The organism is Pseudomonas sp. MF4836, assembly GCF_002018875.1.
In the GTDB taxonomy this organism is placed as follows: Bacteria; Pseudomonadota; Gammaproteobacteria; order Pseudomonadales; family Pseudomonadaceae; genus Aquipseudomonas.
The window spans coordinates 36,781-49,086 of the sequence record NZ_MVOL01000016.1 but is presented as its reverse complement, the minus strand read 5'-3'; the positions used below and the strand labels follow the sequence as shown (position 1 = coordinate 49,086).

Below are 12,306 nucleotides of genomic sequence, written 5' to 3'. Positions count from 1 at the left end.
AGGCAACACCTGACGAATACGGAGATATTCCATGAAAACCCTGACTGCCCTGTTGACCGCCAGCCTGATCGGCATCACCGCCAGCCTGGCCCACGCCCGTGACCTGGGGCCCGACGAAGCCCTGAGGTTGCGCGACGCTGGTACCATTGTCTCCTTTGAAAAACTCAATGCCACCGCATTGGCCAGGCACCCGGGCTCCACCATCCATGAAACCGAGCTGGAAGAGGAGTACGGCAAGTACATCTACCAGGTCGAACTGCGCGATGCCCAGGGCCTCGAGTGGGACCTGGAATTGGACGCCGTCAGTGGCCAGGCACTCAAGGATCATCAGGATACGTAATGAAGTGCAATCTGCGCCGTTGCAGTCGATGGGCCCTGGTGCTGGCAGCGTTCTGCTCGCTGGCACTGGCCCGTGACCTGGACCAGGACGAAGCCCTGCGCCTGCGTCAGCAAGGGGTGATCCTGCCGCTCGAACAACTGCTGCAGCAGGCCCTGGATCGTTACCCCGGGGCCAAGCTGCTGGAGGCCGAGCTGGAAGAAAAACATGACGTCTACATTTATGAAGTCGAGTTGCTGACCGCCGATGGCGTGGTCCGCGAACTGGACCTGGAGGCCGCCACCGGCCGCCTGTTGAAAGACAAGGAAGATGACTGATGCGCCTGCTTCTGGTGGAAGACCATGTGTCCCTGGCCGATGAACTGCTTGAAGGCCTCAATCGCCAGGGCTACGCCGTGGATTGGCTGGCCGATGGCCGCGATGCGGTGTATCAGGGCAGCAGCGAACCCTATGACCTGATCATCCTCGACCTCGGCCTGCCGGGCTTGCCGGGGCTGGAGGTGCTCAGCCAATGGCGCGCCGGCGGGCTTTCGACCCCGGTGCTGATCCTCACGGCCCGCGGCTCCTGGGCCGAGCGCATTGAAGGGCTCAAGGCCGGGGCCGACGATTACCTGACCAAGCCGTTTCACCCCGAAGAGCTGCACTTGCGGGTCCAGGCGCTGTTGCGTCGTTCCCACGGCCAGGCCAATCAGCCAACCCTCCAGGCCGCCGGCCTGCACCTGGATGAGAGCCGCCAATGCGTGGTGCGCGATGGCCTGGATATCCAGCTGACCGCCGCCGAGTTTCGCCTGTTGCGTTATTTCATGCTGCACCCGCAGCAGATCCTCTCCAAAAGCCACCTCGCCGAGCACCTCTATGACGGCGAGACCGAGCGCGATTCCAATGTGCTGGAAGTGCACGTCAATCACCTGCGGCGCAAGCTGGGACGCACGGTGATCGAAACCCGGCGCGGCCAGGGCTATCTGTTTGGCGCCCAGGCTTCGTGAGGTCGATCCAGCGACGCCTGAGCCTGGGCTTGATCAGCGTGATGCTGATCGTCGGCCTGGTGCTGGCCCAGACCAGTCTCTGGCTGTTCGAAGTGGGCTTGCAGCGCTACCTCGAAGCCGGCCTGCGCAACGACAGTGAAAACCTGCTGGTGGCGCTGGTACGTGGGCCCCAGGGCTTGCAGCTGGATGAGCGGCGCTTGTCGCCGGCGTATCAACGGCCGTTTTCCGGGCACTACTTTCGCATCGACTTTGCCGACACCCATTGGCGCTCGCGTTCGTTGTGGGACCAGGACCTGCCGCAACTGGCAAGCGCCGGCCTCCAAGGCAACCTGCAACTGGGGCCGGAGGGCCAGCAACTGCTGGTGTTGCGTTCGGACTATCGGCGCCTGGGGCAGTCGATCTCCATCAGCGTGGCCCAGGACTACACCCCGGTGCGCGAGAGCTTTCAACGCATGCGCCAGATCGGCCTGGGCCTGGGGCTGGCGGGGCTGCTGCTGATCCTGACGCTGCAACGCCTGACCGTGCGCCGCGCCCTGCGGCCCCTGGAAAAGGCCCGGGAGCAGATCGCCCAGTTGCAGCTGGGCCAGCGTTCGCAGCTGGACGACCAGGTGCCCGTGGAGCTGGAACCGCTGGTGGCGCAGATCAACCACCTGTTGGCCCACACCGAAGACAGCCTCAAGCGCTCGCGCAATGCCCTGGGCAACCTGGGGCATGCGTTGAAGACACCGCTGGCGGTGCTGCTCAGTCTGGCGTCGAACCCCAAGCTGGATGCCCACCCCGAAGTGCGCAAGGTGTTGCAGGAACAATTGCAGCAGGTGCAGCAGCGGTTGAACCGCGAGCTCAACCGGGCGCGCCTGGCCGGCGATGCCTTGCCCGGTGCCCTGTTCGATTGCGATGGCGAACTGCCGGGGTTGCTGGCGACCTTGAACATGATCCACGGCGAACACCTGGCCCTGAGCTACCAGGCGGCGCCGGGGCTGCAACTGCCCTGGGACCGTGAGGACCTGCTGGAGTTGCTGGGTAATCTGCTGGACAACGCCTGCAAATGGGCGGATGCGGAAGTCCGCTTGAGTGTCGGGGAAAGCCCCCGGGGTTTTTGCCTGGCGGTGGACGACGACGGCCCGGGCATCCCCGAGGCGCAGCGCGAACAGGTGTTCAGCCGCGGCACGCGCCTGGATGAACAGACCGATGGCCACGGCCTGGGCCTGGGCATCGTGCGCGACATCATCGATGCCTGGGGTGGCACCCTGAGCCTGGAGGAAAGCGCCCTGGGCGGCCTGCGCGTTGAAATCCACCTGCCTGGGCGCTAGTTGCCTCGCACCCCGTCTGCACGAAGCCAGCCTGTAGCTGCTGCCGAGCGCCGCAAGGCTGCGGCTACAGGGATTACGGGGATACAGGGCTCAGACGCGGAATTGGTCCATCAGGCTTTGCTGCTGGTTGGCCAGGCTGTTCAGCGACTGGCTGACCCGCGCCGATTCATTGGCCTGTTCGGCCAGGGATTCGGTGACGTCACGGATGGTTTCCACGTTGCTGTTGATCTCTTCGGCTACCGCGCTCTGTTCTTCGGCGGCGCTGGCGATTTGCAGGTTCATGTCGCTGATGACGGTCACCGCGTCGCCGATCTGGCGCAGGGCGGTGACGGCCTGGCCGACCTGCTCGACGCTGCCCTGGGCCTGGCGGTGGCTGTTGTTCATCGAGCCCACCACCTCCTGGGTGCCGGTTTGCAGTTGCTCGATCACCAGACGGGTTTCTTCCACCGACTCTTGGGTGCGGCGGGCGAGGTTGCGCACTTCGTCGGCGACCACCGCAAAACCGCGCCCGGCTTCCCCGGCACGGGCCGCTTCAATGGCGGCGTTGAGCGCCAGCAGGTTGGTCTGGTCGGCAATGGCACGGATCACTTCCAGCACCGAACCGATTTTTTCGCTGTTGGCGGCCAGGCCTTCGACCTGGGTCATGGCGATGCTCATGTCGGCCGCCAGGTGGCCAATGCTGGTGGTGGTGCGGTCGATCACCGTCAGGCCTTCGCGGGTAGCCTGGTCGGCATCGCGCGCGGCGTGGGCGGCCTGGGCGGCGCTGCGGGCCACGTCCTGGGCCGTGGCGCTCATTTCATGGGAGGCGGTGGCCACTTGGTCGACCTGGCGGTATTGCTGCTCCATGCCGGCGCTGGTCTGGGTGGCGATGGCTGCAGACTGGTCGGCGGTGCCGCGAGCGTCCTGCACCGAGCGTTTCACCTCGGCGATGATCGGCTGCAACTTGTCGAGGAAACGGTTGAACCAGCCGGCCAACTGGCCCAGTTCATCCTGCTTGTCGTAGGCCAGGCGCCGGGTCAGGTCGCCTTCGCCACTGGCGATGTCTTCCAGCATGTGTGCCACGCCGAGGATCGGCCGGGTCACGCTGCGCGCCATTAGCCACACCAGCAACAGCCCGATTATCGCAGCCAGCAGGCCGAGGCTGAGTTCGATCAGGGTGCCGGCGCTGTTGCGCTCGTCGAGCTCGCCTTGCAGCGCAGTGGCCGGGCCCACCAGCACGTGTTCCGGTACATCCAGCAGCACGCCCCAGGGTTTGCCGTCGGGAATCGGCGAGAAGGGCGCGAGCACTTTGAGCACGCTGTCGCTGTGCAGGCTGCGGGTCTGGGTGCCGCTCGCCAGCAGGCTGATCAACTGACTGCCGCTGGCCTTGTCGACCTGGTCCAGGCGCTGGCTCAGCTTGCTGGCGTCCGGGCTGTAGGCCGCCAGCAGCCCGACCGGGCTGATGATGCTGACGTTGGTCTGGCCGTCGTAGAGTTTCTTGCTCGCCTGTTGGCTGGTGGCCTGCAGGCTGTTGAGGTTGATGTCCACCGATAGCGAGGCGATGACTTTGCCCTCGACCATCAGTGGGAAGACGATGCTGGTCATCAGCACCTGCTGGCCGTCGATTGCGTAGAAGTAGGGTTCGATCACGCAGGGCTTGAGGGTGCTGCGCGGGCAGGTGAACCAGGCGTTGGCCGGCTCGCCGCTGGGGCCGCTGCGGGTGTCGCTCATGTCGCTTTCGGGCAGCGACATCGAGGTCAGCTTGCCGGGCGTGGGCTGGGACCAGTACAAGGCAAAACGGCCCTTGTCGTTGCTGCCCAATTCTTCCTGGCCGGTGAAGAGTGAGTCCTTGCCGTCCAGCGCGTTGGCTTCGAACACCAGGGACAGGCCCAGCAACTGCGGGTTGGCCTGCAGTGCCGACTTGACCTGGCGGGTCAGGTCTTCACGCAGGTCGAAGGCGTCGAGAAAGCGCTTCTCGGCCTGCTCCCGCAGGAACAGCACCTGGCGTGAAAAACCATGGCCGTATTGATAGGCGTCCATGAATTGTTGGCGAATCCCCAGCGCCTGCACCTCGCCCTGAGCCTCGATCCGCGCTTGGGCGGCCTCATTGAGCATGTCCATGCTGGAGGCTTTCACCAGCTCGGAGTTGTGCTCCATGCGATAAAGCGAGAGGCCCACCAGCAAGGTGACGATACCCAGCAGGCAGAGTCCGGCCAGCAGGGTGATTTTCCATTGGATGGAAAGTTGTCTAAGCGACATGGGGCGTCCTTATTCGATAAATATCTGAGACTTTGCACTGTAACGGCCGCCGAAACCGATTCTTTAAACGCTTGTTCGAAATAACCCCCCACCTCCACCTGTAGCCGCTGCCGAAGGCTCGGGCCGCGTTCGGACGCTGGCCCGTGCCGACACCCACTTATTCCAGTTGAAACAGGGCCAGCATCCAAACGCAGCCCGAACCTGCTGCTCCACCACTGGCGAGGAAGCGCTTTCTCCGCCCCGGGTTTTGACAAGCCGCGCCCGCTGCTGCACAGTGCGCGCCCTCTAATAAGACCCTCTTTCCATTCGATGTCGGCAGCCCCCTGCCTTCTGGTCGGTCACATGCTTTTGCGCCATTTTCAGCGGCGCAGTAATGAGGTAACGATGATTAATGCAGTAATTGCCGCGGTCGGCGTCATGCTGGTGCTCAGCCTGTCCCGCGTGCATGTGGTGATCGCCCTGATCATTGGCGCGTTGGTGGGTGGACTCACTGGCGGCCTTGGGATCGAGGCCACGCTCAAGGCGTTCAACAGCGGGTTGGGTGGTGGTGCGACTGTGGCGTTGTCCTATGCCTTGCTCGGCGCCTTTGCGGTGGCGATTGCCAAGTCCGGCCTGGCCCACGCCCTGGCAGACAAGATCCTGCTGCTGGTGGACCGCCAGGACGCCCACGGCGGCGGCCAGGTCAAATGGCTGCTGATCGGCCTGCTGTGGGTGGTGGCGATCGCTTCGCAGAACATCCTGCCGATCCACATTGCCTTTATCCCGCTGCTGGTACCGCCACTGTTATATGTGCTGACCAAGCTGCAACTGGACCGCCGGCTGATCGCCTGCGTCATCACCTTCGGCCTGATCACCCCCTATATGTTTTTGCCGGTGGGTTTCGGCAACATCTTCCTCAATGAAATCCTCTTGGCCAACGTCGCCCGCAGCGGGGTCGACATCAGCCAGATCAACGTCACCCACGCCATGGGCATCCCAGCCCTGGGCATGGTTTTCGGCTTGTTGATGGCCTTTGTCAGCTACCGCAAAAAGCGCGTGTATGACCTGGAAAAGATCGAGAAAGTCGAGCAGGTGACGGTGCAATACAACCCGCGCACCTTGCTGGTGGCAGGCTTGGCCATCGTGGTGGCGTTTGTGGTGCAGTTGCTGCTGGACTCGATGATTATCGGGGCTTTGGCCGGTTTTCTGATCTTCTCGGTGTCGGGCATCGTGCGCTGGCGCGAAACCGACGACCTGTTTACCGAAGGCATGAAGATGATGGCCATGATCGGCTTCATCATGATTGCCGCCTCGGGTTTTGCCGAGGTGATGAAGGCCACCGGCGAGGTCAAGACCCTGGTGGAAACCTCGGCCAGCTGGATCGGCCACAGCAAGGGCGTGGGTGCGCTGTTGATGCTGCTGGTGGGGCTGCTGGTGACCATGGGCATCGGCTCGTCGTTTTCCACGGTGCCGATCCTGGCCGCGATCTTTGTCCCGCTCTGTGTGCAACTGGGCTTCAGTCCCCTGGCCATCGTCTGCATCGTCGGCACGGCCGGGGCCCTGGGCGACGCCGGTTCGCCGGCCTCGGACTCGACGCTGGGGCCGACCTCCGGCCTCAATATCGACGGCCAGCATCACCATATCTGGGACACCGTGGTTCCGACCTTCCTCCACTACAACCTGCCGTTGCTGGCGTTCGGTTGGGTGGCGGCAATGGTGCTCTGAACCACTGAGCCGATGGCCCGGCGTTGCCGGGCTGCCTGTGGCCTGCTTTAGCCCCCGCGCACAGGCCCGCGGGGGCTCAACTTTTGATCCGGCGTGCCGTTAACGGCTTAACCACGCCAATAAAATCAAGAGTGAATACCTATGCGCCTAAGCTTGAAGGCCAAAGTCCTGTCCCTCGCGGTACTCCCGGTGTTGCTGTTTGCGCTGGTGATCAGCCTGACCACGGTATTCATGCTCAAGCAGCAGGCCAGCAAAGAGGTCGAAGAGACCCGCCAGCGCCTGCTGGGCGAGGCCAAGGCCACCTTGCAGAGTTACGTGGAGGTGGCGCTCAACACCGTCAAGCCGTTGTATGACGCTGCAGCCAACGGCGATCAGGCGGCGCGGGCCGAGGTGGTCAAGCTGCTGTCGAACATCACGTACGGCAAGGATGGCTACTTCTTCGGCTACGACTCCGAGACCGTGCGCCTGTTCAAGGGCAACAGCCCGGACGGCGTCGGCAAGAGCTTCAAGGACAACCGCGACCCCAATGGCGTGTACGTCAACCGCGAGCTGGTGCGGGTCGGCAAGGACGGCAGCCACTACGTGCAATACAGCTCGACCCAGCCGGGCAGCGATGTGCTGGTGCCCAAGCTCGGCTACACCGAATACCTGCCCAAGTGGGACATGGTGCTCGGCACCTCGGTCAACCTCGACGGTATCGATGCCCAGGTGGCGGCGGTCGAGGCCAGCATCAACCAGCGCATGGAAGGCATGGTCCTGAGCATTGTCGGGATTGCCGTGGTGGTGCTGCTGGTGATCGCGGCGCTGGGCCTGCTGGTGGCCAACACCATGCTGCGTCCGCTGCAACTGATGAAGGTCAGCCTCGACGATATTGCCGCCGGCGATGGCGACCTGACCAAGCGCCTGGCGATTACCAGCCAAGACGAGCTGGGTGACCTGGCCGGGTCGTTCAACCGCTTTGTCGACAAGATCCATGGCCTGGTGCGGCAGATCACCGAGATGACTAGTCAGTTGACCGGCCTGGTGACCCAGGTTTCCGATCAGGCCCAGCGTTCGGAACAGGCGATGGAGCGTCAGCGCCACGAGACCGATCAGGTGGCGACCGCGATCAATGAGATGTCCTCGGCCGCCCATGAAGTGGCGCGCAGTGCCCAGGGGGCGGCGGTGGCCGCGCAACAGACCGACGCCGAAGGCCAGGCCGCCAAGCGCGTGGTGGATGGCAGCATCGCCCAGATCCATGCGCTGGTCAGCGATATCCGTAGCAGCGGTACTTCCCTCGACAGTTTGCAGAAGGACGTGGCATCGATTGTCAGCGTGCTGGACGTGATCCGCTCGATTGCCGAGCAGACCAACCTCCTGGCGTTGAACGCGGCCATTGAAGCGGCACGTGCCGGGGAGGCCGGGCGTGGTTTTGCGGTGGTGGCGGACGAGGTGCGGGCGCTGGCCAGTCGTACCCAGCAGAGCACCCAGGAGATCCAGGGCATGATCGACCGCCTGCAGCAGGGCACGCGGACGGCAGTGGAAGCCATGCGCCGTTCCAGCGATGCCGGCGATGGCACCTCGGCCCAGGCCAACGAGGCGGGTGCGTCGCTGGACACCATGGCGCAGTTGATCGGCACCATCAATTCGATGAACGCCCAGATTGCCAGTGCCGCCGAAGAACAGACTGCGGTCGCCGAAGAGATCAACCGCAGCGTGCATCAGATTGCCGTGGCGGTGGACAGCGTCGCCGACGAAACCCAACTCGGCGCCCAGACCTCCCGCAGCCTGGCGGATCTGGGCCAGCGTTTGGGCAAGTTGGTAGGGCAGTTCCGAATCTGAGGCTAACCCTCAACTGTCCTGTAGCCGCTGCGCGCAGCCTCGCGGGCTCGTCAGCGGCTACTGGCGGCTACGGTTCGGTTTAGACAGTGATATCGCGCATCAGCAGGCTGTAGCGCAGGTCGACCTGGTCGGGAATCGGCAGGTACACGGTGTGGCCGTCACCCGGGGCGACCTCGATGGCTTCGCCCTTGGCGTTTTGCAGTTGATGCAGGTCGAAGTGGAAGTTGCCCTTGGGGGTCATCAGCTCCATGTGGTCGCCCAGGGCAAAGCGGTTTTTCACCTTGACCTCGGCCAGCCGGTCGCGGCGCTCGCCGGTCAGTTCGCCGACGAACTGCTGGCGCTCCGAAACTGAGCTGCCGTTCTGGTAGTTCTGGTACTCATCGTGCACATGGCGCCGCAGGAAACCTTCGGTGTAGCCGCGCTGGGCCAGGGATTCGAGGTCGTTCATCAGGCTGCGGTCGAACTCGCGTCCGGCCGCCGCGTCATCGATGGCCCGGCGATAGACCTGGGTGGTGCGTGCGCAATAGAAGTGCGACTTGGTGCGCCCCTCGATCTTCAGCGAATGCACGCCCATCTGGGTCAGGCGCCCGACGTGCTGCACCGCGCGCAGGTCCTTGGCGTTCATGATGTAGGTGCCGTGTTCGTCTTCGAATGCCGGCATCAGTTCGTCCGGGCGGTTGGCCTCCTGCAGCAGGAACACCTGGTCGGTGGACGCCCCCAGGCCCAGGGTCGGCTCGGCGTTCGGTTCGAACAGCTGGACAATATCGCCGGCGGCATTCTCGGTGGCCTCCTGGGCCTTGTATTTCCAGCGGCAGGCGTTGGTGCAACTGCCCTGGTTGGCATCGCGCTTGTTCATGTAGCCCGATAGCAGGCAGCGCCCGGAATAGGCCATGCACAGCGCGCCGTGGACAAACACCTCCAGCTCCATGCCAGGCACCTGCTGGCGGATCTCGGCGATCTCTTCCAGCGACAACTCGCGGGACAGGATGATTCGGCTCAGGCCCTGTTCCTGCCAGAACTCGACGCTGGCCCAGTTCACCGTGTTGGCCTGTACCGAGAGGTGGATCGGCATCTGCGGGAAGTGCCGCTGCACCAGCATGATCAGGCCCGGGTCGGACATGATCAGCGCATCCGGGCCCATGGCGATCACCGGCTCCAGGTCCTTGAGGAAGGTCTTGAGCTTGGCGTTGTGCGGGGCGATGTTGACCACCACGTAGAAACGCTTGTCCTGGGCCTGGGCCTCCTGGATGCCGAGGGCCAGGTTGGCGTGGTCGAATTCGTTGTTGCGCACCCGCAGGCTGTAGCGCGGCTGCCCGGCATAGACCGCGTCGGCGCCGTAGGCAAAGGCATAGCGCATGTTTTTCAGGGTGCCGGCGGGGGCGAGCAGTTCGGGTCGGGCGAGGAGCGTCATGGGGCTGTCGGTCGCAAAAGGTCGCGAGGGTAAAGCAGTGCGCTCCGGGGTTTATTGATCTGGATCTATGCTCAATGCACAAAAGATGGCACTTGGACGCACAGCGGTTGACTAAGCCTCTGGACGCCCGTCAGCGTCCTGCGGCTTATCGAACTGGATCGGATATGAATCAAACCAACCTGCAAAACAAAAGCCTGCTGGTACTCCTGGTACTGGTGACGGTCGCTTTCATCTGGATCCTCCTGCCGTTCTACGGAGCGGTGTTCTGGGCGGTGATCCTCGGCATCGTCTTCGCCCCGCTGCAACGCCGGCTGCAATTGAAGTTCGGCTGGCCACGCAACCTGACTTCACTGTGCACCCTGGGCATCTGCCTGGTGATCGCGATCCTGCCGGTGATCATCACCAGCGTGCTGCTGGTGCAGGAAGGCACCAACGTCTACAAGAACATCGAGAGCGGGCACCTGGACATCGCCGGCTACCTGGCGCAGTTCAAGCACGCGTTGCCGCCGTATTTCCAGCACCTGCTGGACCGCTTCGGCATGGGCGAGCTCGACGGCCTGCGCGAGAAAATCGTCAAGAGTTCGATGCAGGGCAGCCAGTACCTGGCCAGCCAGGCGTTCAGCTTCGGCCAGGGCACGTTCGAGTTTGTGGTGAGCTTCTTCATCATGCTCTACCTGCTGTTCTTCTTTCTGCGCGATGGCGCCGAACTGGTGCGCAAGATCCGCACGGCGGTGCCCCTGGCGGAACATCAGAAGCGCCGCCTGCAACTCAAATTCAACCGAGTGGTGCGCGCCACCGTCAAAGGCAACGTGCTGGTGGCGGTGACCCAGGGGGCGCTGGGCGGGGTGATTTTCTGGTTTCTCGACATCCCCAGCGCCTTGCTCTGGGCGGTACTGATGGCTTTTCTGTCGTTGTTGCCGGCGGTGGGCGCGGGGATCGTCTGGGCCCCGGTGGCCGCGTACTTCCTGCTCAGCGGGGCGATCTGGCAAGGGGTGGTGCTCGGGTTGTTCGGGGTATTCGTGATCGGCCTGGTGGACAACGTGCTGCGCCCGATCCTGGTGGGCAAGGACACCAAGATGCCGGATTACCTGATCCTGATCTCGACCCTGGGTGGCCTGGCGATCTTCGGGCTCAACGGTTTTGTCATCGGTCCGCTGATCGCGGCGTTGTTCATGTCGAGTTGGGCGTTGTTCGTCGAAACCCGGCCGCGGGTGCAGTTGCCTTAAGCGACCAGCATCGGCTGTTCGAACTTCAGCGACAGTGCCTGCGCGGCGGGAAGCGAGGTAAGCGGGCCGCTGATCGGTTCGCCGTCCCGTACCAGGTACCAACAGGCGAGCAATCCTAGCTCTCTGAGCGGTGCGGGAACGGCGCTGCCGATAACGGACATGATCTGAACCTTGTGCATAAGTGCCTCCATCAATCAGTGGGGCTACCTTACAAAGCTCAGGGTGTTACGAAAAATCACCACGCTCGATAGTCGACATTGATGGCAACGACGGCGGTTGTGGTCCGGCGCGTGGTTTCAGTCCACCACCTGGTCGAGCATGTTCAGCACTTCCTGATCGTTGAGCAGGCCTTTGCGCACCAGGTTTTCTGCCAGCAGCGAAAGAAACTTGGCGCTGCGATGGCCCTCCAGGTGTTTGAGTTCGGTCAGCGCACTGTAGACCTTGCTTGAGGTACAGAGGCCGGCGATGCGGTGCGGGTTTTGCGTGGGCATAGGGTTCGTCCTTGTTTTTATGAGCCTGTTGGCATGGACAGATCCGATCTTGCGGACCTGGCATGACAGATATATGACCGTCGTATGCACGATGGGTGCGCGGTGACGGCCTTACTATTGCCGGATTTACAGGCAATTACTGTTCCGTCAGCGACCTGGGATTGGGATATTCAGACATTTGGATGATGGCAAAATGCAACAAGCCCCACTTTGAGGGCGGGGCCTGTCAGGGTAGAGCGGGCTGCTTACCAGCGGCCAGGGCCGTAGTAGTGGCGAGGCGGGCCGTAGTAGCCACGGGGCCGGCCGTAGTACACCGGTGCCGGGCGGTAGTAGACCGGCGCTGCTTCCACATACACCGGTTGCGGCTGGTAGTAGACCGGAGGCGGTGCGGCATACACCGGCTGTGGTTGTACGTACACCGGTTGCTGTTGCACGTACACCGGACGTTCCTGGTTGGACATGACGGAGCCCATTACCGCAGCACCTACGACAGCACCCAACACGGCCGGCCCGGCCCAATTGCCGCCATGGGCGGAGGCTTGGCCAGCGACAGCGAGTGCACCAATGAGCAAGGCTATCTTGGGGATTCTGGAAATCATGGTAGTTCCTCGGTTCAACCCCGGGCTTGTGGTCTGCAATAGACTCAAGGACTGTCGCGGGGATACTTCTAAGACAGCGGTTTTGGCAAAAACTGCACAGCCGCTGAGTAAATATTGTGTAAGGTCTGTACCGGCTTCTTTACCGTCATCCCTGGGCGGTAATGCCACCTTCAAACTTGGCGTC

At 63.0% G+C, this 12,306-nt stretch carries 12 protein-coding genes and 2 pseudogenes; 8 read left to right on the top strand and 6 right to left on the bottom strand.

Features of this window, described 5'->3' with window-relative positions:
• Positions 1-31 precede the first annotated feature (31 nt).
• Genes MF4836_RS29280 through MF4836_RS29265 form a run of 4 tightly spaced genes read left to right on the top strand, consistent with a single transcriptional unit; the run spans position 32 to position 2,632 of the window.
• Positions 32-340 carry a PepSY domain-containing protein gene (locus MF4836_RS29280; protein WP_078473283.1) on the top strand — a complete coding sequence of 103 codons (309 nt, stop codon included), beginning with the start codon at positions 32-34 and terminating at the stop codon, positions 338-340.
• On the top strand, positions 340-654 hold the full coding sequence (locus MF4836_RS29275) for a PepSY domain-containing protein (protein WP_020296845.1): 315 nt from the start codon (positions 340-342) through the stop codon (positions 652-654). Before MF4836_RS29280 ends, MF4836_RS29275 begins: the two co-directional genes overlap by 1 nt.
• Positions 654-1,322, top strand: a complete 669-nt coding sequence (locus tag MF4836_RS29270; protein WP_020296844.1) for a response regulator transcription factor — start codon at positions 654-656, stop codon at positions 1,320-1,322. The genes MF4836_RS29275 and MF4836_RS29270 overlap by 1 nt, the downstream gene beginning before the upstream one ends.
• On the top strand, positions 1,319-2,632 hold the full coding sequence (locus tag MF4836_RS29265) for a sensor histidine kinase (RefSeq protein WP_078473282.1): 1,314 nt from the start codon (positions 1,319-1,321) through the stop codon (positions 2,630-2,632). The genes MF4836_RS29270 and MF4836_RS29265 overlap by 4 nt, the downstream gene beginning before the upstream one ends.
• A 90-nt stretch (positions 2,633-2,722) precedes the next feature.
• Here the strand turns inward: MF4836_RS29265 and MF4836_RS36280 are convergent, their stop codons facing one another.
• Entirely contained in the window at positions 2,723-3,478 is a 756-nt protein-coding gene (locus MF4836_RS36280; RefSeq protein WP_421549298.1) for a methyl-accepting chemotaxis protein, read from the bottom strand.
• 102 nt (positions 3,479-3,580) lie between these two features.
• A pseudogene (locus MF4836_RS36275) lies at positions 3,581-3,727 on the bottom strand (HAMP domain-containing protein); the annotation flags it as partial.
• A 1,530-nt stretch (positions 3,728-5,257) separates the two neighbouring features.
• Here MF4836_RS36275 and MF4836_RS29255 point away from each other — a divergent pair.
• The 3 genes and pseudogenes from MF4836_RS29255 to MF4836_RS36265 all read left to right on the top strand — a co-directional run bounded on the left by MF4836_RS29255 (position 5,258) and on the right by MF4836_RS36265 (position 8,395).
• Positions 5,258-6,574: a Na+/H+ antiporter family protein gene (locus MF4836_RS29255; RefSeq protein ID WP_161955774.1), complete on the top strand. Its 1,317-nt coding sequence runs from the start codon at positions 5,258-5,260 to the stop codon at positions 6,572-6,574.
• 141 nt (positions 6,575-6,715) lie between these two features.
• Positions 6,716-7,489, top strand: a pseudogene (locus MF4836_RS36270) (cache domain-containing protein); the annotation flags it as partial.
• Between the two features lie 84 nt (positions 7,490-7,573).
• Positions 7,574-8,395: a methyl-accepting chemotaxis protein gene (locus MF4836_RS36265; RefSeq protein WP_371106522.1), complete on the top strand. Its 822-nt coding sequence runs from the start codon at positions 7,574-7,576 to the stop codon at positions 8,393-8,395.
• Between the two features lie 79 nt (positions 8,396-8,474).
• Here MF4836_RS36265 and trhP read toward each other — a convergent pair whose 3' ends face one another.
• Positions 8,475-9,806, bottom strand: a complete 1,332-nt coding sequence (gene trhP / locus MF4836_RS29245) for a prephenate-dependent tRNA uridine(34) hydroxylase TrhP (RefSeq protein WP_078473278.1) — start codon at positions 9,804-9,806, stop codon at positions 8,475-8,477.
• Positions 9,807-9,970: 164 nt separating this feature from the next.
• Here trhP and MF4836_RS29240 point away from each other — a divergent pair, with 164 nt between their 5' ends.
• On the top strand, positions 9,971-11,032 hold the full coding sequence (locus tag MF4836_RS29240; RefSeq protein WP_078473277.1) for an AI-2E family transporter: 1,062 nt from the start codon (positions 9,971-9,973) through the stop codon (positions 11,030-11,032).
• On the opposite strand, the gene MF4836_RS29235 is transcribed toward MF4836_RS29240, so the two are convergent.
• From MF4836_RS29235 to MF4836_RS29225, 3 genes are all read right to left on the bottom strand, one after another.
• The gene (locus MF4836_RS29235; RefSeq protein WP_020296837.1) at positions 11,029-11,211 is read right to left on the bottom strand and encodes a hypothetical protein; all 183 of its coding nucleotides are present in this window, start codon (positions 11,209-11,211) and stop codon (positions 11,029-11,031) included. The two genes, MF4836_RS29240 and MF4836_RS29235, sit on opposite strands and share 4 nt — an antisense overlap.
• A gap of 117 nt (positions 11,212-11,328) precedes the next feature.
• Positions 11,329-11,523, bottom strand: coding sequence for a hypothetical protein (locus MF4836_RS29230; RefSeq protein WP_020296836.1), 195 nt, complete (start codon positions 11,521-11,523; stop codon positions 11,329-11,331).
• Between the two features lie 245 nt (positions 11,524-11,768).
• On the bottom strand, positions 11,769-12,122 hold the full coding sequence (locus tag MF4836_RS29225; RefSeq protein WP_078473276.1) for a hypothetical protein: 354 nt from the start codon (positions 12,120-12,122) through the stop codon (positions 11,769-11,771).
• Positions 12,123-12,306: the final 184 nt, after the last annotated feature.